Source organism: Morganella morganii H1r (assembly GCF_000633515.1).
Lineage (GTDB): Bacteria > Pseudomonadota > Gammaproteobacteria > Enterobacterales > Enterobacteriaceae > Morganella > Morganella morganii_B.
In genome coordinates, this window is record NZ_AYMP01000006.1 from 171,933 (window position 1) to 198,023 (window position 26,091).

The window sequence follows — 26,091 nt, forward strand, 5'->3', positions numbered from 1 at the left end:
TTTGAGCGTTTAAGTTGAGTGTTATCCAGGATAGCCTTTGACCGTTTCATATGCTGTGTGCCTCCATTTAGTTTTTGCTTCCGGCCAGTACCTGCCAAAATGGCAATGCATTTATTTATATATAGGAAAGTCACATGTCTGACAAAATGAAAGGTCAAGTTAAGTGGTTCAACGAATCTAAAGGCTTTGGTTTCATCACTCCAGCTGATGGCAGCAAAGATGTTTTCGTTCACTTCTCTGCCATTCAGGGCGCAGGTTTCAAAACCCTGGGCGAAGGCCAGCAAGTAGAATTCACCATCGAGAATGGTGCTAAAGGCCCGGCTGCAGCTAACGTAACTCCGCTGTAAGATATAGCCAAACCGAATTCCAAGCCTGCCGCGTAAGTGGCGGGCTTTTTTTATATCTGATGTTTATGTTTATCACCTTATCGTGATCACCGGGAGCGGGTTTATGCAGATTAACGACACGGTTTATGTTAAAACGGATGCAGAAGAGCCCCGCGAAGGCCGGATATTGCTGATTGAACCGTTCAGTGAAGGGGTGATGTACCTGGTGGCATTGCCGGAATATCCGGAGGGGATTTGGTTTTTTAATGAAAAAGAGGGCGGGGACGGGGTATTTATCACGCCGAAAAATGATTTCTGACTTTACATATTTTCGCGGACATCCTATACTCCGCGCATCTTTTCTGAACAGAGGACCCGGATTTGGACAGTCACAGTTATAACTCAATTAACTGATCCGGCACACCTTTCTCTTCTGAAACTGTCTGCCGGAATGATGATGGCGGGCAGCACCTTTCTGCGGTACTGCACTTTTTGATTGATACAGATGATCCACCGGTTCCCGGTCGTATCACTGCAACAGGTATGCAGTATGTTTATTGTTTCTCACGCACTCTTTCCTCCCGGTTACTGAGCAGAATTTTCAGTTATTTTTACGTTTTCTGCTGTTAACACCTGACGCCATGGCGTCTTTCGGGTGGAGGTTACTATGTTTGCAATTCCTTATTTACTCAATTTACTGGCGGCGCTGGCTCTTGGCGCACTGATCGGCGCGGAGCGTCAGTGGCGTCAGCGGATGGCCGGTCTGCGCACCAATGCACTGGTAGCAGTAGGTGCCGCTGTATTTATCTTAAGTTCGGTGACCACATCACCGGACAGCCCGGGGCGTATTGCCGCACAGGTGGTTTCCGGGATCGGTTTTCTCGGGGCCGGGGTGATTATGCGTGAAGGCATGAATATCCGCGGACTGAATACTGCGGCAACGTTATGGTGCTCAGCCGGTATTGGTGTGTTGTGCGGGCTGGGCGAATTCGGTCCGGCAGTGACGGCGGCACTGGTTATCTTATGTGCCAATATTTTGCTGCGCGAAGCCGCACAGCGCATCAATGCCCGGCCGGTTATTCACGCCACGGATCTGGTGCAGGACTATAAAATCCGTGCCGTCTGCAATGAAAAAGATGAGATTCTGGTCAGAACGGTGATCCTCCAGGCACTGAATGGTTCACATGTCAGGTTGCATTCACTCAGCAGTGCGGATACGTCCGGCGGAAAGCTGGAAGTGTGTGCGGAAGTCCGTGCCACACCGGCGGAGCAGAAGGAGATAGAAGGTATTGTCTGCCGGGTCAGTCTGGAAAGAAGTGTCAGTGCGGTCAACTGGATGATTGCGTCTGAACTGCCGGTCTGAGGATTTTTTGTACACTGCTCAGTGAACAGAGGAATTATTTTAATAAAATCTTAAGCTTTGTGCCGGTGGATAATCCACCGGCTTTATTCTGTGTATCAACAGAATATTTATATTTAGTAATATTTTTTGATGGGGAAGACGCGGTGTTTTTTACTCATTTTAAGAATAAAGCACCAAATTCTCAGTTTTCCGCGTGATGGAAAATACCTTTTCCGTGTCACACTACAAAGAATTTTTTGTGACCGTAAAGCGGGATCCCGGGACGGAGAGCGTGATTTCTGTTATCAGTATCGGCCCGGATTTAAGAAAGTTTTCAGAAAAACAGCAATTAAATGTGATGACAGTCACAACCCGGTAACATTCCTGCCATCAGCAGGTGTCAGTATAAAAAGCGCGAAATCGCAAATTTTGATCTGCGTACCGGTCTTCAGACCCGGGGAATAAAATGCACCGTTCTGCCGGGCTGGATAGCGTGAAATGATTACTCAAAATTCGTACTCAGCCGCAGTACACTTCTAATTTGTAAAAAAAAAAGTATATAGTAACTATAAGTTACTATACTTATGGGTATTACTTCAGAGATGACCGCACAAAGCAATGCTACATTTAATTAACGACTGTGCTAATAGGAAAATACCGGGATTGTGATGGCATGATGTCATTTCGGTGACAGCAGGGTGTTAATGTGTTTTTCAGAACAGCAACCAGCGTATCAGAGAGGCCGCTGAGTTTATAAAAGTATCCGCCGGACGTATATACATAACCTTATCCGCTCCGTAAAGACAAATAAGTGAGCATATAAAAAGAAAGAGACATTATTTTTAATAAGAAATAAAGAGGAACGAGAATAGAAAATCGGAAAAATAAATTAAATTCATTTAATCTTCAGTTGTCTTCCTGCCGAATAAATAACCCGCGCCAACATTAGATAATTTTATGTTTTGATGTCCGGAATGTCTGTTTTTTGTTAAAAATAACTAAACATTGATCCGCCGGGGTATCATGTCATGCCCGCAGTTACACTTTGTTATATTCTTATCATAAACCGTACAAAAAAGGACTAAATCGCACGTTATATCACCATCCCCGTGGAAAAAAAGTGTTTTATACCGCTATTTTTACCATGTGTTCTCATTCTGAATGGTGTAAGACGGAGTTTCCTAATAAAGTACATTGATCTGAATCAATATATATCCGTACATTATGTGATTGGTGCAATGGACTTGAGACACACACATTTTGAGTCATATTTACCTGAAGATTATTGGCATTTAGCTTATGGGAGTTATAAATGCGGTGAGTATTTGGGATATGGTGAGACAAAATATAATTAATAGTAAAATTGTACTAATGCATACTGGGATGTTTATCTTTATCAGCCAAAAACAAACATCAGTGGCTTGAATAGTTAAATTTGTGGTGCATAATAAATAACGTCTATAAATGATATAAGATGATTCAGACATTAAATAAGCTGATGCTGATTTTAATCGTTACTTTTATTGTTTACAGGTATTCCTGATATGCATTTAATTTAAGTTTACTTTTGTGTGTTTCGCACGCATGCCGGATATTTATATGGATTGGCAGTAAACAATGGAATGAGCTTCTCCGGTATTTATAACATTACGTAAAACAGGATCTCCGGTATCACACAGCGCCGGAGATAGTTTCTGCTGTACTTTGATGCTGCTGATATTCGGAAAGGAAAAAAAATGAGCCAGACGACTGATTTTCTGAAGCATATTTATGATATTAACCTCTCATACCTGCTGTTAGCCCAAAAACTTATCGCTCAGGAAAAAGCTTCTGCCATGTTCCGCTTAGGCATTAACGATGCAATGGCAACTACGTTAGCAAACCTTACGCTCTCTCAATTGGTCAAATTAGCGGAAACCAACCAGCTAATCTGTCAGTTCAGATTTGAAAGCAGCGACACTATTGAAAAACTCACACGTGATTCCCGCGTGGATGAACTACAACAGGTTCATACCGGAATTTTACTGTCAACCCGCCTGCTGCAAACGCACGGCGCGGCTGGCACTGACTCACACGCAAGAAAAAGATAAGTATCATGGCCGAAAAAAGTATCATCAAAGAGGCTCAGGATATCCGTCTCGCGATGGAATTAATCTCTCTGGGTGCTCGTCTTCAGATGTTGGAAAGTGAAACACAAATCAGCCGCGGACGCCTGATCCGTCTGTACAAAGAGCTGCGCGGATGCCCGCCCCCGAAAGGCATGCTGCCGTTTTCCACCGACTGGTTTATGACATGGGAGCAAAATATTCATGCCTCCATGTTTTATAACGCTTACGAGTTTCTGATGAACAGCGGACAGTGCTCCGGTGTTGATGTGATAGTAAAGGCGTACCGGCTCTACCTGGAGCAGTGTCCGCCGGTTCCCGGTGAAGAGCCGCTACTGGCGCTGACCCGTGCCTGGACGCTGGTGCGTTTTGTGGAGAGCGGTATGCTGCAGCGTTCTGTCTGCAGTTGCTGCAGCGGGTCATTTATCACCTACGCTCATATCCCCGAAAACAGCTTTACCTGCAGTTTGTGCCAGCCGCCGTCACGGGCAATAAAAAAACGTAAACTTTCCGCGCTTCCCGCCGATATTACGCTATATCGAGAGGATGGCATTGCCAAAGCGGTAATGTGACCGGATTGAGTTGGTAAACAGGCAAACCCGTTTTGCCTGTCTTTCCTGAAAATTCCCTTTGACAGCCATCCGATACCTAACTGAGTTAAAGGGAATAGTGTGTTAATACTCATCGGATACATCATTGTTACGGGCACGGTCATCGGCGGCTATCTGATGGTTGGCGGCCATATGGGCGCACTTTATCAACCCGCTGAATTTGTTATTATTTTAGGTGCCGGTTTTGGTGCATTTGTCGTCGGTAACAGCGGGAAATCCATTGTTGCCCTGGGTAAAGTGCTGCCGCGTCTGTTCCGGCGCTCCTCCTACAACAAAGCGATGTCAATGGATCTGATGGCGCTGTTGTTCCAGTTACTCAATAAATCCCGCCAGCAGGGGCTGCTTGCCCTGGAAAAAGATATTGAAAACCCGCAGGAAAGCGATATTTTTTCCCAGTACCCGCGCATTCTTAAAGACCCTGCAGCACTGATGTTTCTGGTGGATTATCTGCGTCTGATGATCACCAGTAATCTGCAAAGCCATGAAATCGAAGCCCTGATGGATGAAGAGCTGGAAACCTTCCGTCAGGAGAGCGAAGTACCTGCTTCCGGCCTGAATATGGTCGGGGATTCCATGCCGGCATTCGGTATTGTCGCCGCCGTTCTCGGGGTGGTGAATGCGCTGGGTTCCGCTGACCGTCCGGCCGGTGAGCTGGGGGCGCTGATTGCACATGCGATGGTCGGGACATTCCTCGGTATTCTTGTCGCGTACGGCTTTATTCTGCCGCTGGCGTCACTGATCCGCCTGCGCAGCGGTGAACAGCTGAAAATGCTGGAATGCATCAAAGTCACTTTCCTTTCCTCTTTACAGGGTTATCCGCCGCAAATCGCGGTTGAATTCGGTCGTAAAGTCCTGTTCAGCGCCGATCGCCCGTCCTTTACCGAGCTGGAAGATAAAGTCCGTGAAGTAAAAGTCAGCCACCGTACCGAAGCACAGGACGGGGAGTAAACCGACAATGAAACCGGGCAATACGCATATTATCCGCGTTAAAAAGCGGGGCGGTCACGGGCACGGCGGCGGACACGGCGGGTCATGGAAGATTGCTTACGCTGACTTTATGACGGCCATGATGGCGTTCTTCCTGGTGATGTGGCTGATTTCTATTTCCAGCCCGCAGGAACTGACGCAGATTGCGGAATACTTTCGCACCCCGCTGAAAACCGCCATTAATCCGGGAACAAAAACCGGGGATGCCACCAACCCGATTCCGGGCGGCGGCAAAGACATCATTTATAAAGACGGTGACACCCTGCCGGACCCGGACAGTATGCAGGAGGAGCAGGGACAGGATGAAACAGGTCGTTTTGAGAAACTGAAACAGGATCTGGAACAGGCGATTCTCAAAGACCCGCGTCTGAATGAACTGAAACCGCACCTGCTGATTGATACCACCGATGACGGGCTGCGCATCCAGATTGTCGACAGTGCCAACCGCCCGATGTTTATGGTCGGCTCCACTCATGTTGAACCGTATATGCGGGACATTCTGCGCGCTATCGCACCGATCCTCAATGATGTACCGAACCGTATCAGCATTTCCGGTCACACCGATGACCTGCCGTATGCCAACGGCGGCAATTACAGCAACTGGGAACTGTCCGCCGAACGTGCTAATGCCTCGCGCCGTGAACTGGTACGCGGTGGTATGGCCGAAAACAAAATTCTGCGGGTGGTCGGGATGGCATCCTCTATCCATCTGGATAAAAACGACGGGCTTGCGCCGGTGAACCGCCGCATAAGTATCATCGTTCTGAATGAGTCAGAGATGGAAAATATTCTCCATGAATACGAGGGGGCTGTTCCCATTACCGATTTACAGCAGCTGAAGCAGTTACCGGCACCGCATACAGAGATACCGGCTCCGCCGGAGATCCCGCCGGAAAGGGTGCCGGAACCGGCGGTACCGGATCAGACACCGCCGCAGAACAGCGCTGCGGCGGCAGAGATAACACAATAAACAGGATGGACAGGTACTGCCGGATCGCCGGCAGTACCTGTCAGCCGTAACACAAGAAAAAAATTGGATAACCGCGATGGATATAACCGAGTTTTATCAAACGTTCTTCGATGAAGCCGACGAGCTGCTCCGGGATATGGAACAGCACCTGCTGGAGCTTGATCCCCGGGATCCGGACAGTGAACAGCTCAATGCTATCTTCCGCAGCGCGCACTCCATTAAAGGTGGCGCGGCAACATTCGGATTCACGCTGTTGCAGAAAACCACACACACCCTGGAAAACCTGCTTGATAAAGCCCGCCATGATGAGCTGACGCTGACGCCGGATATCATTGATGTCTTCCTTGATACCAAAGATGTGATGGGCTCACAGCTGGATGCCTATAAGAGCGACACATTACCGGATGAAGAAAGTTTTAACCGTATCTGTGAAGTGCTGGGGCATGTGGAGCAGAGTGTGGCGGATAACGCCGTTGTCACGGAAACCACGGCACCGGAACCGGTCAGTGAAGCCGCAGAGAATACTGTTGCGTCAGAAGAGAACAGCACAGCACCGGAAACCGGCTTTTCACATCATTTCACTTTTACACTCAGTAAGTTAAAGGAGAGCGAGGTCGCTCTGCTGGCTGATGAGCTGTCACTGTTCGGCACGGTATACAAAACCGAACAGGGCACCGATACCCTGAAAGTCTGGCTGGGCACCAATACCGCAATTGATGATATCAGCGGCGTGCTCTGCTTTGTGGTGGATGAGTCGCAGATTGCGTATGAGGAAACCCCGGCAGCCGAATTAAGCGCCATGCTGGCCGCAGACAGCACCCCGGCAGAGCCGGCAGCGGAAACTGTCAGTACGCCGGTTACCGCACCGGTACCTGCAGCCGCGCCGTCATCTGCCCCGGCAGTCCGTAAAGCACCGGCTGCGGCGGCAAAAAATAAAGGTGACAGCGGCAGTATCCGTGTGGCGGTGGAGAAGGTGGATCAGCTGATCAACCTCGTCGGTGAGCTGGTGATTATCCAGTCAATGCTGACCCAGCACAGTCAGCAGGTGGATCAGACCGAATATGCGGATCTGCTCAGTTCGATTGTCCAGCTGGAGCGCAACTCGCGGGCGCTGCAGGAATCTGTCATGTCTATCCGTATGATGCCGATGGATTATGTCTTCAGCCGCTTCCCGCGCATGGTGCGCGATATCGCCTCAAAACTGAATAAGAAAATCGAGCTGAAAGTGGAAGGCAGTTCTACAGAACTTGATAAGAGCCTGATCGAGCGGATTATCGACCCGCTGACCCACCTGGTGCGTAACAGTCTTGACCACGGTATTGAGAAACCGGACGTCCGCGCGGCAAACGGCAAACCGGAAGCCGGGACTCTGACCCTGGCGGCTGAACACCAGAGCGGCAATATCTGCATTGAAGTGCGGGATGACGGGGCCGGTCTGAACCGGGAACGGATCCTGGCCAAGGCGCGCCAGCAGGGCATGGATGTGCACGACAACATGACCAACGATGAAATCGCGATGCTGATTATGGCGCCGGGTTTCTCCACCGCCGAAGTGATCACCGATGTGTCAGGACGTGGTGTGGGGATGGATGTGGTGAAACGAAATATTCAGGACATGGGAGGCCGCATTCAGATTGGTTTCACCGAAGGACGCGGCACCGTGACCCGGATCCTGCTGCCGCTGACCCTGGCTATCCTCGACGGTATGTCCGTCAAAGTGGCGGATGATGTCTTTATTGTTCCGCTCAGTGCCATTATCAGCACACTTCAGCCGCGTCAGGAAGACATTTACCGCCTTGCCGGTGAGGAAAAAATGCTGCTGGTGCGCGGCGAATATCTGCCGCTGGTGGAAATGCATCAGGTCTTCGGCATTGAAGAGGCGGAGCGTGATCTGGCGAAAAGTATCGCCCTGATTGTACAGAACGCCGGTAACCGTTACGCCCTGCTGGTGGACAGACTGATCGGGCAGCAGCAGGTGGTGGTGAAAAATGTGGAAAGTAATTACCGCAAAATCCCGGGGATCTCTGCCGCCACCATTATGGGCGATGGTTCTGTTGCACTGATTATTGATGTGGCGGAATTACAGCGGATGAACAACGAAATTTTGTGCCAAAAAAAACTGAACACGTCACACGTTGTGATGCAATAAACAAAGGTAAATAACCATGTCGATGATGGATGAAGATTTAAACAAACTCGATGAAGAGAAAAACGGCGAAGGGTATCTGATTTTTACCCTGGGCGAAGAAGAGTACGGCATTGAGATCCTGAAAGTACAGGAAATCCGTGGTTATGAGCAGGTCACCCGTATCGCGAATACCCCGGATTTTATCAAGGGTGTCACCAACTTACGCGGCGTGATTATCCCGATTATTGATCTGCGCGTGAAATTCTCCCATCAGAACGTCACATACAACGACAACACCGTGGTGATTGTGGTCAATCTGAAAGATCGCGTGGTGGGAATTGTGGTGGACGGCGTGTCTGACGTACTGGTGCTCAAAGATGAGCAGATTGCCCCGGCACCGGATTTCGCGGTCACTTTATCGACCCGTTACCTGACCGGCCTGGGCACTATCGGTGACCGGATGCTGATTCTGGTGGATATCGAAAAGCTGCTTTCCAGTGAGGAAATGGCACTCATCGACAGCATGGCTGAATGATAATTCAGCCAGATAGTTTTGGTTAATCCATCACTAAAGTTTTTTGTCGCGTGACCGATATCAAAAAGACAATAACACTATGCCAGTAGAAAATTATGTATAGCAGAATTAAAATTGTATCAGGGCTTTTATCCGTTATTCTTATATTTGTACTGTTACAGCTGGCATCCAGCGGGCTGATGTTCAGCAAACTGGGTGAAAACCGCGACAGTATTCACTTTCTGGACTCGCTCCAGAGTCAGAGACAGGTGCTTACCCAGAGCTGGGTTAACCTGATCCAGGCCCGCGCCAATTTAAACCGGGCGGCAAACGGCTTTTTGCTCAGAGAGCACACCTTTAAAGACGATGCCACCCCGGATGAGCTGATCAAACAGGCCACCCGTCAGTTAGCGGATGCAGATGCCGCGTATGCCCGCTATATGAAAATGATGGAGGGCACCAGTTACGACAAGGCAAAGTTTGAAAAGCTGCTCTCCACCTATGAAACCTACCGTAATGCACTGACCCGGCTGATGTCCTATGTCCGGGAAGATCAGCTGGAACAGTTCTACACCTATGCCACATCCGGCTATCAGATGAAGTTCGAAGAGCAGTTTAATTCATATTTCGACAGCATTTCGGTGGCGTTCCGCGGGGAAGTGCAGAATGCGGAAGATAACTTCAGTGAATCCCTGTATATGCTGATTATTCTGGCTGTTATCCTCGCGCTGATCAGTCTTATCAGTTACCGCTATGTACAGCGCGGTATTATTCTCCCGCTCAATGGTCTGGTTGATCGCATCAAAATCTTTGCTGCCGGTGACCTGACTCCGACAGTCGCGGTGAACGGTAAAAATGAAATCGCCGATCTGGGCCGCGGTGTGCAGCACATGCAGCAGGAGCTGATTAATACGGTGCGCGGTGTGCGCGACGGCAGTGAAAACATCTATCAGGGTACCAGCGAAATCGCCGCCGGCAACAATGATCTGTCTGCCCGTACCCAGGAGCAGGTTGCCTGTCTGGAAGAGACCGCTGCCAGCATGGAAGAGCTGACCGCAACGGTGAAACAGAACACCGAATATGCCCATCAGGCCAGTGAGTTCGCCGGTCAGGCGTCCGAGATTGCCCGTGAAGGCGGCAAAGTGGTATCCAATGTGGTGAATACCATGCTGAATATCGCTGACAGTTCACAGAAAATTTCTGATATCACTGCCGTTATCGACAGCATTGCGTTCCAGACCAACATTCTGGCACTGAATGCGGCGGTTGAGGCTGCCCGTGCCGGTGAACACGGCCGTGGTTTCGCCGTGGTGGCGGATGAAGTCCGTAACCTGGCGCAGCGCAGCGCCGATGCGGCAAAAGAGATCAAAATCCTCATCGAAGACTCGGTATCCCGTACCGGAACCGGCGCCCGTCAGGCAGAAGATGCCGGTGAAACCATGACCAAAATCGTGGAATCCGTTACCCGCGTTACCGACATTATGGCCCATATTGCCACCGCATCCGATGAGCAGAGCAAAGGTATTTCACAGGTCAGTATTGCAGTTGCTGAAATGGACAAGGTGACGCAGCAGAACGCCTCACTGGTTGAGCAGTCTGCGGTGGCGGCAAATGTGCTGGAAGAACAGGTGGCAAAACTGTCACAACTGATAGCCATTTTCCGCTTACCGGCCCTGAAACACAAGGACGATAAACACACTGAACCGGCGGCAAGAACGATTTCCAATGTCGTGAAAACCCCGGATCTCAGCAAAATATCATCGAAGAATCATCAAGATGATGACAATTGGGAAACTTTTTAACGACGCGTCTTCGCCTTGCGCTGTCAGGGAAACCTGACGGCGCTTTTGTGCATCACAGCGATAACAATAACCGAAGCAGGTGAGCCCGGCCGGACGCAGTGGGGATAGCATATGTTTGGTAAGAGAATACGGATTTCTGTCAGTTTATATCTGTTGCTTATTTTCTTTTGCGGCATGCAGATAGTGTCCAGCGGATTATCGCTGGGGATTGTTTCATCTGAATTATCGTCACTGGAACGGGTCGATCTCGGCTCAAAAAAACGGGCATTGCTGGTGTCTTCTTATGAAGATCTGATGCAGGCCCGTAATCTGCTTACCCAGGTTGTTGTTCATATCAAAGTCGGTTCTGAAGAGAGCGATATCCGCCGGGTTAAAGCGGCGTTTGATTTGCTGCTGGAGAAAGCGGTGGAAGATTACAGCAACTTCAAATCTCAGCCGGTCCTCAGTGACAAAGAGGATTTTGCCGGTATTGAGGAGCAGTACCAGTCTTACCTTGGCGTGATCAAAGAACTGCGCGGTTACATTGATCACGCCAATATCCCTGCATATGTGGAACACCCGACCCAGATGTATCAGGACAGAATGGGCGCGGTGGTGAATGACTATCTGGCCCTGCTGGATGAAGAGAGCCGCAGTGCGATTGAGTCAGGCACCTTCTATAACCGGCTGGCATGGATCATGTTCTTCGCGGTGACCGCCACCATTCTGCTGATTTCCGGCCTCGCGCATTTCTGGATGCGTCACAAAGTGATCAACCCGCTCACCAGTATGAGTGAGCATTTTATGCAGGTGGCACAGGGCAAACTGAACCAGAAGATAGAAGTGACCACCCGCGACGAAATCGGCGTGGTATTCGGCCAGCTTAAGCTGATGCAGGAATCACTGGCAGAATCTGTCTCAAACGTTCGCCTGAATACAGACCAGATGTATACCGGAATTCGCGAGATTGCCCTGGGTAATAATAATTTATCATCGCGGACAGAACAGCAGGCTGCATCACTGGAAGAAACTGCCGCCAGCATGGAAGAACTGACAGCAACAGTGAAACAGAATGCTGATAACGCGCGTCAGGCCAGTGAGCTGGCGGTGACGGCCTCGAAAACCGCGAGCCGCGGTGGTCAGATCACCGACAGCGTGATCGAAACTATGACCTCGATTGCCAACAGTTCGCAGAAGATCAGCGCCATTATCAGTGTTATCGACGGTATTGCCTTCCAGACTAACATCCTGGCACTGAATGCCGCTGTGGAAGCCGCCCGTGCCGGTGAGCAGGGGCGCGGATTCTCCGTGGTCGCCGGTGAGGTGCGTGCGCTGGCACAGCGCAGTGCGGAAGCCGCGAAAGAGATTAAGTCCCTGATTGATGAGTCGGTTGACCGCGTCGGTCAGGGAACGCAACTGGTGGACAGCGCCGGTAAAACAATGGAAGAACTGGTCACTGCGGTGAACCGGGTGACGGAACTGATGAGCGAAATCGCGTCTGCCTCCAACGAGCAGAGCCGTGGTATCGAGCAGGTGGCAACCGCCGTCAGCCAGATGGATCTGGTGACCCAGCAGAACGCCGCACTGGTTGAGCAGTCAACGGGTGCAACAGCCGCACTGGAAGATCAGGCGAACAACCTGGTCAGCACGGTCGCTTTCTTTGAGCTGCCGGATAACAGGGGCACTCAGTCCGGCTTTGCCGGCTGACAGTCCTGATCACCGCCTGCCGCCGGTTCGTATCGCAGACGCCGGTGGCAGGCGGGTAACCGATCTGTTTGTACCGAAGACTGTCAGTGAATCGTTTTTACCGAAAGGACAACAAGTACGATGCTTTTTGCGCCACAGATAGAACCACTCACAGATGATGAGTTTGGTCGGGTGTGCCGGTTTATTCATAAAAAGTCAGGCATCGTCCTTAGCATGAATAAAAAGAATATGGTCTACAACCGCCTGTTAAAGCGGCTCAGAGACTGCAATATGAGCACATTCGCCGAGTACCTGCGTTTGCTGGAACGGGAGCCGCTGCATCCGGAATGGCAGGCATTTATTAACGCAATGACCACCAATTTAACCGCATTTTTCCGGGAGCCGCATCACTTTCAGACACTGACTGACTTTATCCGTCCCCGCCGTAACCAGCCGGTCACTATCTGGTGTGCGGCGGCGTCGACAGGGGAAGAACCGTATTCGATCGCCATGACACTCAGTGATGTTCTCGGTGCGAACGCCATGAATGCCAAAGTGATCGCCAGTGATATCGATACCGAAGTTCTGGAGAAGGCCCGCAAGGGTGTTTACCGTATCGAAGAGCTGAAAAACCTCAACGCCCTTCAGCGTCAGCGCTATTTTATGAAAGGGGTCGGGGAATATGAAGGCTATGCCCGGGTGAAACCGGCGCTCGGCCGGATGATTGATTTCCGTTATCTGAATCTGACGGACAACGACTGGCAGTTTCAGGGACAGTTCGATGCCATATTTTGTCGTAATGTCATGATTTATTTCGATAAGGATATGCAGAAACAACTACTGGAACGTTTTGTTCCGCTACTGAAGCCGGACGGGCTGCTGTTTATCGGACACTCGGAGAACTTATCACAGTTATCTTCGCGTTATGTCATCAGAGGACAGACCGTTTACAGCATTCAGGCGGCCGGGAGAAGTGATGAAAAAAATAAAAGTGCTTTGCGTTGATGACTCGGCGCTGATGCGCCAGTTAATGCGTGAAATTATTAACAGCCATCCGGATATGACCGTGGTGGATGTGGCACCGGATCCGTATGTTGCGCGTGATCTGATTAAACAGCATGAACCGGATGTGGTGACGCTGGATGTGGAAATGCCGCGGATGGACGGTATCGATTTTCTGGAAAAACTGATGCGCCTGCACCCGGTACCGGTGGTGATGGTCTCCACACTGACGTCCAAAGGCTCGGAAGTGACGCTGAAAGCGCTGGAACTGGGCGCGGTGGATTTTGTCACCAAACCGCAGATCGGGATCCGCGAAACCATGATGAGTTACCGCGATCTTATCGGTGAAAAAATCCGGGCGGCAGCGATGTCAAAAGTCACGCAGAGTAACCGCTTCCGCCGTCAGGAAAAAGTGACGGCCGCACCGGCGGCTCTCAGCAAGCCGCTGTCATCGTACGTTTGCCATAACCGCCTGATTGCGGTCGGGGCATCGACCGGCGGTACCGAGGCTATCCGTCAGTTTCTGGAGATGCTGCCGCCGGAGTGTCCGCCGGTGGTGATCACCCAGCATATGCCGGCCGGGTTTACCCGTTCATTTGCCGAGCGCCTGAACAAGCTCTGTGCGCTGACGGTAAAAGAGGCGGAACACGGTGATGTGCTGCTCAAAGGGCATGCCTACATTGCGCCGGGTGATGCCCATATGCTGATCACGGATAAAGGCCAGGGTTACCAGGTGGTGCTTCAGCAGACACCGCCGGTCAACCGTCACCGTCCGTCTGTGGATGTGCTGTTTGACTCCGTGGCTGAGTGTGCCGCCCGCAAATGTATCGCGGTCCTGCTGACCGGTATGGGGATGGACGGTGCGCGCGGCATGCTGAATCTGCGGCAGAAAGGCGCGGTCACCTATGCCCAGGATGAGCGCAGTTGTGTGGTTTTCGGTATGCCGAGAGCGGCGATTGAACTGAATGCGGTCGATGAAATTCAGGATCTCGTCAAAATTGCCCCCAGTGTGCTGGGCAGGCTTGCTGCCGTTTCCGCCTGACGGAACCGGCAATTATTCATTGTATTGTTGCAGGAGTGGTTATGGCCGCTAAAGATTTGAATTTTCTGGTAGTTGATGATTTTTCCACCATGCGCCGTATCGTGCGTAACCTCTTAAAAGAGTTGGGCTACAACAAAATTGAAGAGGCGGAAGACGGTGTGGATGCGCTGGAGAAAATCCGTGCGGGTCAGATTGATTTCGTGGTGGCGGACTGGAACATGCCGAACATGGACGGGCTGGAGCTGCTGAAAACCATCCGTGCGGATGATGCGCTCAAACACATCCCGGTCATGATGGTGACTGCCGAAGCGAAAAAAGAAAATATTATTGCCGCCGCTCAGGCCGGTGCCAGCGGTTATGTTGTCAAACCGTTCACCGCCGCGATCCTCGAGGAAAAACTGAATAAAGTCTTCGAAAAGATGGGTCTGAACTGAGGGGCTTCAGCAGAAGGAAAGCAGGATGACGGAAAATAAATCAACGGACAGAAACAAAAACAGTGATGATGACTTAAAACAGATCATCACCCGGGTTGGTTTTTTAACGAGGATGTTAAGAGAAAGCATGCGTGAACTGGGATTAGAAAAGGGCGTGCAGCAGGCGGTCGCGACAATTCCGGACGGAAAAGACAGACTGCGTTACATCGCTCAGATGACCGCACAGGCGGCGGAAAAGACGCTCAACGGTATCGATACTATCAAGCCGTTACAGGTAAAAATGCACGAGGACGCGCTGGATTTACAGGCGCGCTGGCAATCCTGTCCGTCAGCGGAGGTCGATCCGGCCCTGCAGGAATCCACCCTGGCCTTTATCCGCCGGGTGATTGACGGCAGTGCGGTGACCAAAAGTGAGCTGCTGGAAATTATGATGGCACAGGATTTCCAGGATCTGACCGGTCAGGTTGTGAAAAAAATGATGGAAGTGGTGGAAGAAACAGAGAAACAGCTGCTGTTTCTGCTGATGGAAAACACCCCGGCAGAAATCCGTGCAAAACATCCGGCCGACAGTCTGAAAAACGGACCGCAGATTGATCCGAAAGGGACAAACGTGATGGCATCACAGTCACAGGTTGATGACCTGCTCGACGAGCTCGGTTTCTGATATAAAAAAACCGCAGCAGGGACGCCGCGGTTCAGATCTGTCAGTCCGTTACAACGGAAATCAGAGACCCATTGCCTGCTTAACCTGAGCCATTGCTTCGCTGCCGGCTTTACATGCGGCATCCTGCTGGTCAGCAGGCATTGCTGCGATTTGTTTTTTCGCATCTTCATACTGCTTGATCATCGGTTCTAACTGCGCTTTAACCGATTCGTTATTACCGGCTTTTTCGGTTGCTTTCTTCATTAAATCATCGACTTCAGCAAAGTATTTGTTACAGGTTTCAGTTGCACCCGGAACAGATGATGCTGATTTTTCTTCGCCGGAACAGGCTGTCAGAGCCAGAGCCATTAAACCCAGAGAGCAGGCTAAAATAGTTTTTTTCATCAGTGAGTACCTTGTGATTATCGTGGAATAAAACAGTGGCAAATTATAAAGTACCGGTAATACCTGCCTATCGGAATTGTTCCTAATTTAACACGCCGTGCGAAATACGGGCTTTCATCAGGTTCAGCGGCGTTATTTGACGATATTGCGTTGCGGACCACTGTCCGCAGGTGTCACTGAGTGATTTTCTGCTGATAAATCCGTCACTCCTGCTTTAATCAGGGAATTACACCGTTAAGACCGGTCATTTTCCACCATTGAATTTTCCGCACTCTGTCATGCTATAGCCATAAGCAAAATCCCGGCAGACGGCGGAGGCGTGTGTGTCTGATGAAAGTGATGTAGAAAAAACAGAAGAACCCACCCCCCATAAAAAACAGAAAGCCAAAGAAGACGGACAGATTGTCCGCTCCAAAGAACTCAGTTCACTGATGATGATGCTGGCGGGTGTCAGTCTGCTGTGGTTAAGCGGCGGTCATCTGGCGGAACAGCTGCGCGGTATTTTTCGTCAGGGATTTATCTTCGATAACTTTTATCTGCAGAACCCGGGGCTGATGCTGAGTTTTCTCGGCAAAGTGCTTGGTGAATCTTTGTTTGCCCTGCTGCCGGTTGTCGGCGGACTGGCACTGGTGGGTATTTCCGCCTCGGCGCTGGTCGGCGGGCTGGCGTTTAACACCAAATCCATCAGGTTTGACCTGACAAAACTGAGCCCGCTGAAGGGCTTTAAACGTATTTTTTCCATGAATGTGCTGGCCGAACTCTTCAAGGCGATTCTTAAATCACTGCTGATTGGTCTGGGCGCATGGATTTTTTTATGGCAGGCGTGGCCGTCATTGCTGCATCTGGCGATGGAATCGCCGGCAACAGCAATGACGAACGCCATGCAGAAAGTAATTTTTGCCGGTTATCTGATCATCTTTATGCTGATCCCGATGGTGGCGTTTGATGTGTTCTGGCAGCTCCGTTCGCACCTGAAAAAGCTGCGGATGAGCCGCCAGGAAATCAAGGATGAATTTAAACAGCAGGAGGGTGACCCGCAGATAAAAGCCAAAATCCGTCAGCAGCAGCGCGCCATGGCGCGTAACCGCATGATGGCGGATGTGCCGCAGGCGGATGTGATTGTGACCAACCCGACTCACTACGCCGTTGCCCTGAAGTATGACGAGAAAAAAATGACCGCGCCGAGAGTGCTGGCCAAAGGTGCCGGGGTGCTGGCTCAGCGGATCAAAGAGATAGGTGCGGAAAACCGTATTCTGCTGCTGGAGGCTCCGCCGCTGGCACGGGCACTTTACCGCCATGCCGAAGTGGGGCAGTCAATTCCGGCTGCACTCTATGCTGCCGTGGCGGAAGTGCTGGCATGGGTGTTTCAGCTGCGCCGCTGGCGGCGTGAAGGCGGCCTGAAACCGAAAAAACCGAAGAATTTACCGGTGCCGAAGGCACTTGATTTTGTTGGAGAAAATACCCGAAATGGCTAATCTGGCTGCACTTCTGAGATTACCGAAAACGATGCAGGGAGCACAATGGCAGTTACTTGCCGGGCCGGTCCTCATCCTGATGATCCTGTCAATGATGGTACTGCCGCTGCCGGCGTTTGTGCTGGATTTGCTGTTTACCTTTAATATTGCGCTGTCCATTATGGTGCTGCTGGTGGCAATGTTCACCCGGCGTACCCTCGATTTTGCCGCATTCCCGACTATCCTGCTGTTCTCCACCTTACTGCGCCTGTCACTGAACGTGGCGTCCACCCGTATCATCCTGATGGACGGTCACACCGGTCCCGCCGCAGCGGGCCGGGTGGTGGAGGCATTCGGGCACTTTCTGGTCGGCGGTAACTTTGCCATCGGGATTGTGGTCTTTATCATCCTGGTATTAATCAACTTTATGGTTATCACCAAAGGTGCGGGACGTATCGCTGAAGTTGGTGCGCGCTTTGTGCTTGACGGTATGCCGGGTAAACAGATGGCGATTGATGCGGATTTAAACGCCGGGATCATCAATGATGAAGAAGCCAAACGCCGCCGGGCGGAAGTGACTCAGGAATCCGATTTCTACGGCTCAATGGACGGGGCCAGTAAGTTTGTCCGCGGTGATGCTATCGCCGGGATTATGATCATGGTGATTAACGTGATCGGCGGCCTGATTGTCGGTGTGGTTCAGCACCATATGCCGCTGGGCGATGCGGCCAGCACGTATACCCTGCTGACCATTGGTGATGGTCTGGTGGCGCAGATCCCGGCACTGATTATCTCAACCGCAGCCGGTGTGATTGTCACCCGCGTGGCAACCGATGAAGATGCCGGGGAGCAGATGGTCACCCAGCTGTTCAATAACCCGCGCGTGATGTGGCTGAGTGCCGGGGTTCTCGGTCTGCTGGGGCTTATCCCGGGCATGCCGAACTTTGTGTTCCTGTTATTCACGGTGGCGCTGGCCTCACTCGGCTGGTATCTGGTGAAAAAAAGCAAGGAGCCGGTCAAAGAAACCGACACGAATATCCAGGCGCAGCAGTTCCGTGAGGCCAATAAAGTCACGGAAGCGACCTGGGATGATGTGGTGGCGGAAGACCTGCTGGCGATGGAAGTCGGTTACCGGCTGATCCCGCTGGTGGATAACGACCAGCAGGGCGAATTGCTCGGGCGTATCCGCGGACTGCGCAAAAAATTTGCCGGGGAAGTCGGCTATCTGCCGCCGGTGGTGCATATCTGCGACAACCTTGAGCTGGCACCGACCGCCTACCGTATCCTGATCAAAGGGGCGGAAGTCGGACGCGGCGAGGCTCAGCCCGGCCGCTGGCTGGCGATCGACCCGGGCAATGCGGCGGGCTCTCTGGAAGGGGATGCCACACAGGAACCGGCATTTGGTTTACCGGCGGTATGGATTGATGATGACCTGCGTGAACAGGCTCAGATCCAGGGTTACACGGTGGTCTCAGCCAGTACCGCGGTGGCGACTCACTTTAATCAGATCCTGCTGGAATATGCCAGTGATCTGTTTGGTCGTCAGGAAGCGCAGATGCTGTATGACCGCGTGAAAAAAGAGATGCCGAAGCTGGCGGATGACCTGATCCCGGATACGTTATCACTGACTGTTTTCCACCGCGTACTGCAAAACCTGCTGACTGAAAATGTCATGATCCGCGATATCCGGACTATTATTGAAACCCTGGCAGAGCAGGTTGGTGAAAATGGTGAGCAGAAAGATACCGATGTTCTGACCTCGCAGGTGCGGATAGCACTGGGCCGCGCCATCACCCAGCAGTGGTTTGGTTCGTCCGGTGAAATTCAGGTTATCGGGCTTGATGCGGGTCTGGAACAGATTCTGTTACAGGCCGCGAAAAGCGGCGGTGGTCTGGAGCCGAACCTGGCGCAGAATATCGAAATACAGGCGATGAATGCGGTACAGCACCAGGAGGCCATGGGAGCACCAACGGTATTGCTGGTCAATCATTCACTGCGTCTGATTTTGTCCCGCTTCCTGCGCCGCAGTCTGCCGCAGCTGGCGGTGATGTCCAACCTTGAACTGAATGATCGCCGCCAGATACGGATGACTTCCATGATTGGCGGCTGAGGCCGGACAAGATAACCATGAAAAGAGGAACCCGCTCAGGCCGGTTCCTTTTTTTATGTTCAGTGATCTGTTTTTGTCCCCGGGTGTGAATCTCAGGTAAAAGACCGTTACGCCCCGTGATATCCGCTGTCTCTGTCAATGGGCTGAGCGGCACATTATCAGTAAAATCTTACCGCGTTGTGCCCCGGAGATTGGTGTTTCCCCCGGATAGCGCGGCGTTACCGGAAAATAAAGACATGATGTGAACAAATTCCGGTCTGAGTGATGTCAGCAGGATACCGTGCAGTAACGCAGGATGATAAAACAGGAGAATGTTATGCAGAGGAGATTAACTGCCGGAGGAGGGCAGTTAATGATCAGACGGAGATTTTTTTACCGAGTACCGGTGTGCGGGATTCCTGACCATCAGCGCCGTAAGTCGCCTGGTTATTATGTTTTTTCATAAAATCCAGCTGTTCCTGATTAAACTGCATATGCAGCTTCAGCATCTGATGATTGCGGTAATTCATCTCTTTCAGCGTGAGGATAAGGTCTTTAATCGCAGTCCAGACAGTGTGCATGGTTTCATTATTGTCATAGGGCGCACACAGACCGCTTTCCTGCTCAAGTGCCAGACGGCGGGTTTCATTATGGCCGATAGCGGCAACCAGAAACCGTTTTTGTTCCGTGGCTTCCTGAAACGGAGACTGCGGAACACGCGGGTAGCCGAGTAACAACTCTTCATTTTTCATCACCTGATGCAGTGACTGCAAATGAGAGAGTTGTTGATCCAGCAGCGGCAGAAGTTGATCAGTCATTTTTATCGGCGCTGTTCATGGATAACATACATTCATGTGCATCACGCAGCAGGCCGTCAGCGACTTTACCGGCATCCATCCGTAATGTGCCGTCTTTCAGTGCCTGTTTGATTTCTGCCACTCTTGCGGCATTCATGTCGTTTTTACCCGGTGCAAGCAGCTGCTTCTGAAGCTCGCTCGGCGAAAATGCGCTTTCGCGGACAGTCTCTTCGGCCTGAATTTTTTTATCGCGCACCGGCGCGGTCAGCTCTTTCGGGTCGCGGTTAGTTACTTTGGTCAGCGCTGAAATCGCGGATGTTTGCTCAATTGCCATATCTGTTTTCCTTTTCCCGATCTGTATGAGATGGAGGGGTGCCTCCCTTATGCTCATTGTTTATCGGCAATCTTATCTGAAACTTTATAACTAAATTTATCACTCAGCATATTACTACAGTGACACTTTCACACTGCCGTTTTCAAGGGCTTCACCGCTGACCACCTGACCATTTACCAGCCGGACCCGGATAGTGGTTCCGGCGGCGGCATTATTAATGGCACGGCCTTCATATTTTACCGAGAAATTATCACCGCCCGCCATAACAAACACACTTTGTCCGGCTTTTATAGCCCAGGCTTTGCGGGTCATGGCGGCGGCATAGGTTTGTCCGGCCTCAATATTGCGCAGGGCAATGGCACCACGGAGTGCCATTTTATCGGTAACTGTGCCCGCAGGCAATTTGTGGAGTAAACCGCGCTTTGTGCCGATATCCACAAACTGAATCGTCTCACCGCGCTGAATCCGGCGGGTTGCCACGTAATACTGACAGGTAACATTCACGGTCAGTTGCATAAATGTGCGCTTTTTACCGCATAACACCGGCAGCGAAACATTGCCGGTGTTGCGTCCGCCCGCCGGCAGTTGCAGAACCGGGTCTGTACAGGCGGGCCAGCGGTCGATCGGGGTTTTTATCTCAACAGACACCTGCATGGGATCCGGATGCAGCTGGCGGAAGTAACGGTTGATATCTTCCGGTAATCCGGCCTGTGCTGAGGCGGAAAACACCAGTAACACGCTGATAAATAAGGTGCGGTAACGGGATGTCATACTTTTCTCCTTCACAGGCGGTTTATTTCTGATGGCCGCAGTTTACGCAATTTCTGCGTTGTTGAATCCGGTAAATAGGTCGGTTATTTCGCGTTTATCCCGCCATTAGATTTTCACGGGGCGGATAATATACCGTTCACTAAAACAGGCGTAACACACCACAGGCGTAACACATCAACAGAGGGCAGACATGCTTGATAAGTTAAATGCCACGTTTGCATTTCAGCAGCAGGCGCTTTCGCTGCGGGAAACGCGTCAGACAATCCTGGCATCCAATATTGCCAATGCCGATACCCCCGGGTATCAGGCGCGGGATATCGATTTCAGCCGTCAGCTGAAACAGGCGATGAATAACGGCACGGTGAAAAACGGCGGCCTGGCAATGGCGGTGACCGCGAAAGGTCATATCAGCGGACACGCTGCCGCAACACCGTCAGCGGTTGATCTCAAATACCGGGTTCCGTATCAGACATCGATGGACGGTAATACCGTGGATATGGATGTTGAACGCAGTCAGTTTGCTGATAACACCCTGAAATATCAGGCTGACCTGACCTTTATTAACAGCCGCGTGAAAAGCATGCTGGCTGTCTTACAGCAAGGGTAATCACCATGGCATTACTGAGTATTTTTGATATTTCCGCCTCCGCACTGACCGCGCAGTCCCAGCGGCTGAACGTCAGCGCCAGTAATATGGCGAACGCCGAAAGTGTCGCGGGGCCGGACGGCGAACCGTACCGTGCGAAGCAGGTGGTATTTCAGACCGCACCGCAGGGGCGTTATGACATCGGCGGCGTGAAAGTCAGCCAGTTGATCGAAGATCCGGCACCGCCGCGTCTTGAGTACAAACCCGGACATCCGCTGGCCGATGAAAAGGGCTATGTGCGCATGCCGAATGTGGACACCGTGGGTGAAATGATCAACACCATTTCCGCCTCCCGCAGTTACCAGGCAAACCTGGAAGTGATGAATACCGCCAAGGTGCTGCTGCAGAAAACCTTAACCCTCGGACAGTAACGGAGTCAGTCATGGGGATTAATGCAGCCACCAATGATCCGGTCAATAACGACATTGATGCGCAGAAAAAGCCGCAGAAAAGTCAGAGTGACGATATGCGGGATACTTTTCTGCAGATGATTGTCACGCAGATGCAGAACCAGGATCCGACCAAACCGATGGATAACACGGATCTGACCAGTCAGCTGGCGCAAATCGCCACCCTGGAAAGTATGAACAGCCTGAATGACAGTGTCAGCGGTATTTCGAAACAGATTAACTCCGGTCAGTCATTACAGGCGACACAACTGGTCGGGAAAAATGTCCTGATCCCGGGCAGTGACCTGGTTCTGGTACCAGCCGGTGACGGTACCACCCGCGTGAAAGCCGATAACCCGCCGCCGGGTGATGACACATCGATTGCCCCGTTTGCGGATGACAGTGGTGGTGATGACAGCAGCGGCAGCGGATTTGAATCGTCGCCGTTCGGTTTCTTCCTCGCCAAACCGGCAGACAAAATTGAGATAACCATCCGCGATAAAAACAAAGGCATTGTCAGAACCATCACGATTGACGGTGAAACCAAACCGGACATCTACGACAAGACCTGGGACGGCCGCAATGACAATGGTGAGCTGGTTGCCGATACCAAAGGTAAATACACCTTTGAGATCAAAGCCACCATGAAGGGCGAAGAGATCCCGCAAAGCAGCGTCGTCAGACTGAAATACGCAAAAGTGAATGGCGTGACACCGGGAGCGGATGCACCGCTTCTGGATGTGGGCATCGGCAACAGCGTGCTGCTGTCTGAAATCTTTAAAGTGTATCCGTCAAATTAAAAAGAAAACCCAATTGTCATGGAGGTGACATGTCTTTTTCACAAGCAGTCAGCGGCCTGAATGCCGCTTCATCCGGTCTTGATTCGATCGGTAACAACATTGCCAACTCCGCAACCAACGGCTTTAAAGGGGCGCATGCTTCTTTTGCTGATATGTTTGCCGGTTCCGGTGTCGGTCTCGGGGTTAACGTTGCGGCGGTTTCCCAGAACTTCAAAGACGGTGCTATCACCCGTACTGACCGTGCCACTGATGTGGCGATTTCCGGTAACGGTTTTTTCCGTCTGCTGGATGGTAACGGTGATGTGGTTTACAGCCGTGACGGTGAATTCCACCGTGACAAGAGCGGTAACCTGGTCAACAACCAGGGCATGATGGTCACCGGCTTCCCGGCGGGTCAGGATGCTGACGGTAACACCACTATCCAGACCGGCGGTGTACCGCAGCCTCTGAATATCCCGACCGATATGATGGACGCCAGAGCATCCGCCAAAGGTGAATTAACCATGAACCTGAACTCGGATGACAAAGTACCGTCAGTGACCACCTTTGATCCTGATAATCCGGACAGCTACAACTTCAGCACCACCATGACCACTTATGACAGCCAGGGGAATACCCATGAGGTCGCGGTTTACTTTATCAAAACCGCTGATAACAAATGGACGGTCAAAGCCAAAGACAGCAGTGATAAAACAGCGGCTGTTCAGGATCTGGGCAATATGGAATTTGACGGTAACGGTAAATTAATAGGTACCGCGGACTTTAAATTCAACTATACCGGCTTAAACGGTGCAAATAACGGCACGATTGACCTGAGTTTCAACAAAACCCGTCAGCAGAAAGTCACTGAGTCATCAGTCAGCAAAATCGACATTGATGGCTATCAGTCCGGTGAATACACCAGCTTCAAAATTGAGAATGACGGCACCATCACCGCCAGCTATTCCAATCAGCAGAAGCGGACTGTCGGTAAAATCGCACTCTCTTCCTTTGCCAACAATAACGGTCTGGCATCCCAGGGCGGTAACGTCTGGAAAGCCACTAATGCCTCCGGTAACCCGATGGACGGCGTTCCGGGTACCGGGCAGTTCGGTAACCTGACCGGCGGTGCGGTGGAAGCCTCCAACGTGGATATGAGTCAGGAGCTGATCAACATGATTGTGATGCAGCGTAACTATCAATCCAACTCGCAGACCATCAAAACGCAGGATCAGATGCTGCAGACGCTGGTTAACTTACGTTAAGCATAAAGACAGAAGGTGGCCATGGATCACGTCATTTATACGGCAATGGGCGGCGCTAAGCATGCGCTGGAAAATCAGGCCATTGTCTCGAACAACATTGCCAACGTCTCAACATCCGGGTTTAAGGCACAGTTATCCGCCATGCGGGCTGTGCCGGTAAACGGTGATACAGAGCAGACCCGGACACTGGTGGTCTCTTCGACCCCCGGGGCGGACATGACTCCGGGACCGCTGAACTACACCGGTCGTCAGATGGATGTGGCGCTGAATGAGGGCCATTTCCTGGCGGTGGCACTGCCGGGCGGTGAAGAAGCCTATACCCGTAACGGCAGCATTCAGATTTCAGCGGACGGTCAGCTGATGCTGGGTGAACACCTTCTGCAGGGTGACGGCGGGGCAATTGATGTACCGCCGCACGCAGAACTGACCATCGGTGGTGACGGTACGATCACCGCGCTGATCCCGACCGATCCGCCGACCATGCTCGGCCAGATCGGACGCCTGAAAGTGGTGGAAGCGAAGCCGCAGGATGTGCTGCGCGGCGAGGACGGGCTGTTTCATCTTACGGCGGCAGCGCGTAATGCCAATGGTAACGAACTGCCGCTGAGTGAACGCGGCAAAGTATCGTCCGGTGTGCTGGAAGGCAGTAACGTCAACCCGGCCCAGGCGATGGTGGAAATGATTGCCAATGCGCGTCATTTCGAAATGCAGATGAAAGTGGTTCACAGCGCGGATGAAAATGCCCAGCGGGCCAATCAGCTGCTTGCGGTGAGTTAATATTCAGTAAGGAATTATCATGATCCGTTCATTATGGATTGCCAAAACCGGGCTTGAAGCCCAGCAGACGAACCTGGATGTTATTTCCAACAACCTGGCCAACGTCAGCACCAACGGTTTTAAACGCCAGCGTGCGGTGTTTGAAGATCTGCTGTATCAGAACATCCGCCAGCCGGGTGCCATGAGCTCCGAACAGACTTCTCTGCCGACCGGCCTTCAGCTGGGTACCGGTGTGCGTCCGGTGGCGACCACCCGTATTCATGCCCAGGGGGCGCTGAATAAAACAGGTACCTCGACCGATATCGCCATCAGCGGACAGGGTTTTATCCATGTCCAGATGCCGGACGGCTCTGATGCCTATACCCGTGACGGTTCATTGCATCCGGATCAGAACGGTCAGCTGGTGACCTCATCCGGTTATCAGATTGTCCCGGCCATTATGATCCCGGAAGGGGCGCAGAAGATGGAAATCGGCCGTGACGGTACCGTGTCTGTCACCATGTACGGTGAGAGCCAGCCGCAGCAGATAGGGCAAATCACCCTGACCACCTTCATCAACGATGCGGGTCTGGAAAGCATCGGCGAAAACCTCTACATGGAAACCGCCAGCTCCGGCGCACCGACAGAAAGTGCCCCTGAAACCAACGGCGCAGGCCGTCTGTATCAGGGCATGGTGGAAACCTCAAACGTCAACGTGGCGGAAGAACTGGTCAATATGATCCAGACGCAGCGTGCGTACGAAATCAACAGTAAGGCCGTTTCCGCCTCTGATCAGATGTTACAGCGTCTGACACAACTGTAATCCCCGTCCCGG

At 51.6% G+C, this 26,091-nt stretch carries 28 protein-coding genes; 23 read left to right on the forward strand and 5 right to left on the reverse strand.

Going from position 1 to position 26,091, the window contains the following annotated elements:
- Nucleotides 1-134 precede the first annotated feature (134 nt).
- The 11 genes from cspE (at nt 135) to U868_RS0104085 (ending at nt 12,471) form a co-directional block, all read left to right on the forward strand.
- Nucleotides 135-347, forward strand: a complete 213-nt coding sequence (gene cspE, locus U868_RS0104030; RefSeq protein ID WP_004240014.1) for a transcription antiterminator/RNA stability regulator CspE — start codon at nt 135-137, stop codon at nt 345-347.
- 103 nt (nt 348-450) lie between these two features.
- On the forward strand, nt 451-645 hold the full coding sequence (dsrB, locus tag U868_RS0104035; protein WP_025152166.1) for a protein DsrB: 195 nt from the start codon (nt 451-453) through the stop codon (nt 643-645).
- Nucleotides 646-993: 348 nt separating this feature from the next.
- Nucleotides 994-1,689: an MgtC family protein gene (locus tag U868_RS0104040; protein ID WP_025152167.1), complete on the forward strand. Its 696-nt coding sequence runs from the start codon at nt 994-996 to the stop codon at nt 1,687-1,689.
- Between the two features lie 1,715 nt (nt 1,690-3,404).
- A complete protein-coding gene (gene flhD / locus U868_RS0104050) occupies nt 3,405-3,758 on the forward strand; it encodes a flagellar transcriptional regulator FlhD (RefSeq protein ID WP_025152168.1) in 354 nt (117 codons plus the stop codon).
- Nucleotides 3,759-3,763: 5 nt separating this feature from the next.
- Nucleotides 3,764-4,345: a flagellar transcriptional regulator FlhC gene (flhC, locus tag U868_RS0104055; RefSeq protein WP_025152169.1), complete on the forward strand. Its 582-nt coding sequence runs from the start codon at nt 3,764-3,766 to the stop codon at nt 4,343-4,345.
- 99 nt (nt 4,346-4,444) lie between these two features.
- Nucleotides 4,445-5,332, forward strand: a complete 888-nt coding sequence (gene motA / locus U868_RS0104060) for a flagellar motor stator protein MotA (RefSeq protein ID WP_004240017.1) — start codon at nt 4,445-4,447, stop codon at nt 5,330-5,332.
- 7 nt (nt 5,333-5,339) lie between these two features.
- Complete coding sequence (motB, locus tag U868_RS0104065; RefSeq protein ID WP_025152170.1) at nt 5,340-6,341, forward strand: flagellar motor protein MotB; 1,002 nt, start codon at nt 5,340-5,342, stop codon at nt 6,339-6,341.
- A 76-nt stretch (nt 6,342-6,417) separates the two neighbouring features.
- Nucleotides 6,418-8,490: a chemotaxis protein CheA gene (gene cheA, locus U868_RS0104070; RefSeq protein WP_025152171.1), complete on the forward strand. Its 2,073-nt coding sequence runs from the start codon at nt 6,418-6,420 to the stop codon at nt 8,488-8,490.
- A 16-nt stretch (nt 8,491-8,506) separates the two neighbouring features.
- Nucleotides 8,507-9,004: a chemotaxis protein CheW gene (gene cheW / locus U868_RS0104075; protein WP_025152172.1), complete on the forward strand. Its 498-nt coding sequence runs from the start codon at nt 8,507-8,509 to the stop codon at nt 9,002-9,004.
- A gap of 95 nt (nt 9,005-9,099) precedes the next feature.
- Nucleotides 9,100-10,785: a methyl-accepting chemotaxis protein gene (locus U868_RS0104080; RefSeq protein ID WP_025152173.1), complete on the forward strand. Its 1,686-nt coding sequence runs from the start codon at nt 9,100-9,102 to the stop codon at nt 10,783-10,785.
- A gap of 111 nt (nt 10,786-10,896) precedes the next feature.
- Complete coding sequence (locus tag U868_RS0104085) at nt 10,897-12,471, forward strand: methyl-accepting chemotaxis protein (protein ID WP_025152174.1); 1,575 nt, start codon at nt 10,897-10,899, stop codon at nt 12,469-12,471.
- Nucleotides 12,472-12,480: 9 nt separating this feature from the next.
- Here the strand turns inward: U868_RS0104085 and U868_RS25435 are convergent, their stop codons facing one another.
- Nucleotides 12,481-12,660, reverse strand: a complete 180-nt coding sequence (locus U868_RS25435) for a hypothetical protein (protein ID WP_162817202.1) — start codon at nt 12,658-12,660, stop codon at nt 12,481-12,483.
- Here U868_RS25435 and U868_RS0104090 point away from each other — a divergent pair.
- From U868_RS0104090 to U868_RS0104105, 4 genes are read left to right on the forward strand one after another with little or no spacing between them, the layout of a single operon-like run.
- Nucleotides 12,592-13,455: a CheR family methyltransferase gene (locus tag U868_RS0104090; RefSeq protein ID WP_025152175.1), complete on the forward strand. Its 864-nt coding sequence runs from the start codon at nt 12,592-12,594 to the stop codon at nt 13,453-13,455. The genes U868_RS25435 and U868_RS0104090 overlap by 69 nt on opposite strands.
- Nucleotides 13,427-14,494: a protein-glutamate methylesterase/protein-glutamine glutaminase gene (locus tag U868_RS0104095; RefSeq protein ID WP_025152176.1), complete on the forward strand. Its 1,068-nt coding sequence runs from the start codon at nt 13,427-13,429 to the stop codon at nt 14,492-14,494. The genes U868_RS0104090 and U868_RS0104095 overlap by 29 nt, the downstream gene beginning before the upstream one ends.
- Before the next feature lie 41 nt (nt 14,495-14,535).
- Entirely contained in the window at nt 14,536-14,928 is a 393-nt protein-coding gene (cheY, locus tag U868_RS0104100) for a chemotaxis response regulator CheY (protein ID WP_004236857.1), read from the forward strand.
- 25 nt (nt 14,929-14,953) lie between these two features.
- Nucleotides 14,954-15,592: a protein phosphatase CheZ gene (locus U868_RS0104105; RefSeq protein WP_025152177.1), complete on the forward strand. Its 639-nt coding sequence runs from the start codon at nt 14,954-14,956 to the stop codon at nt 15,590-15,592.
- Nucleotides 15,593-15,652: 60 nt separating this feature from the next.
- Here the strand turns inward: U868_RS0104105 and U868_RS0104110 are convergent, their stop codons facing one another.
- Nucleotides 15,653-15,976: a DUF5339 domain-containing protein gene (locus U868_RS0104110; protein WP_025152178.1), complete on the reverse strand. Its 324-nt coding sequence runs from the start codon at nt 15,974-15,976 to the stop codon at nt 15,653-15,655.
- 323 nt (nt 15,977-16,299) lie between these two features.
- On the opposite strand from U868_RS0104110, the gene flhB reads away from it, so the two are divergent.
- Both flhB and flhA read left to right on the forward strand, forming a co-directional pair.
- On the forward strand, nt 16,300-17,451 hold the full coding sequence (gene flhB, locus U868_RS0104115; RefSeq protein WP_025152179.1) for a flagellar biosynthesis protein FlhB: 1,152 nt from the start codon (nt 16,300-16,302) through the stop codon (nt 17,449-17,451).
- Entirely contained in the window at nt 17,444-19,540 is a 2,097-nt protein-coding gene (gene flhA / locus U868_RS0104120) for a flagellar biosynthesis protein FlhA (protein ID WP_029990639.1), read from the forward strand. Before flhB ends, flhA begins: the two co-directional genes overlap by 8 nt.
- Nucleotides 19,541-19,896: 356 nt before the next feature.
- Here the strand turns inward: flhA and U868_RS0104125 are convergent, their stop codons facing one another.
- The 3 genes from U868_RS0104125 to flgA form a co-directional block, all read right to left on the reverse strand.
- Nucleotides 19,897-20,337, reverse strand: coding sequence for a flagella synthesis protein FlgN (locus tag U868_RS0104125; protein ID WP_025152180.1), 441 nt, complete (start codon nt 20,335-20,337; stop codon nt 19,897-19,899).
- Complete coding sequence (flgM, locus tag U868_RS0104130; protein ID WP_025152181.1) at nt 20,330-20,650, reverse strand: flagellar biosynthesis anti-sigma factor FlgM; 321 nt, start codon at nt 20,648-20,650, stop codon at nt 20,330-20,332. The genes U868_RS0104125 and flgM overlap by 8 nt, the downstream gene beginning before the upstream one ends.
- 114 nt (nt 20,651-20,764) lie before the next feature.
- Nucleotides 20,765-21,421, reverse strand: coding sequence for a flagellar basal body P-ring formation chaperone FlgA (gene flgA / locus U868_RS0104135; RefSeq protein WP_025152182.1), 657 nt, complete (start codon nt 21,419-21,421; stop codon nt 20,765-20,767).
- Nucleotides 21,422-21,611: 190 nt separating this feature from the next.
- Here flgA and flgB point away from each other — a divergent pair, with 190 nt between their 5' ends.
- From flgB to flgG, 6 genes are read left to right on the forward strand one after another with little or no spacing between them, the layout of a single operon-like run.
- Nucleotides 21,612-22,028, forward strand: coding sequence for a flagellar basal body rod protein FlgB (gene flgB, locus U868_RS0104140; RefSeq protein WP_025152183.1), 417 nt, complete (start codon nt 21,612-21,614; stop codon nt 22,026-22,028).
- A 5-nt stretch (nt 22,029-22,033) separates the two neighbouring features.
- Nucleotides 22,034-22,438 (forward strand): flagellar basal body rod protein FlgC, encoded by a 405-nt coding sequence (flgC, locus tag U868_RS0104145; protein ID WP_004236840.1) that lies wholly within the window; start codon nt 22,034-22,036, stop codon nt 22,436-22,438.
- Between the two features lie 11 nt (nt 22,439-22,449).
- Nucleotides 22,450-23,256 carry a flagellar hook assembly protein FlgD gene (locus U868_RS0104150; RefSeq protein ID WP_025152184.1) on the forward strand — a complete coding sequence of 269 codons (807 nt, stop codon included), beginning with the start codon at nt 22,450-22,452 and terminating at the stop codon, nt 23,254-23,256.
- A gap of 29 nt (nt 23,257-23,285) precedes the next feature.
- Nucleotides 23,286-24,500 carry a flagellar hook protein FlgE gene (gene flgE / locus U868_RS0104155; RefSeq protein ID WP_025152185.1) on the forward strand — a complete coding sequence of 405 codons (1,215 nt, stop codon included), beginning with the start codon at nt 23,286-23,288 and terminating at the stop codon, nt 24,498-24,500.
- Nucleotides 24,501-24,521: 21 nt separating this feature from the next.
- Nucleotides 24,522-25,277 carry a flagellar basal body rod protein FlgF gene (locus U868_RS0104160; RefSeq protein WP_025152186.1) on the forward strand — a complete coding sequence of 252 codons (756 nt, stop codon included), beginning with the start codon at nt 24,522-24,524 and terminating at the stop codon, nt 25,275-25,277.
- A 19-nt stretch (nt 25,278-25,296) separates the two neighbouring features.
- Nucleotides 25,297-26,079 carry a flagellar basal-body rod protein FlgG gene (gene flgG / locus U868_RS0104165; protein ID WP_004236835.1) on the forward strand — a complete coding sequence of 261 codons (783 nt, stop codon included), beginning with the start codon at nt 25,297-25,299 and terminating at the stop codon, nt 26,077-26,079.
- The last annotated feature ends 12 nt before the right edge of the window (nt 26,080-26,091 follow it).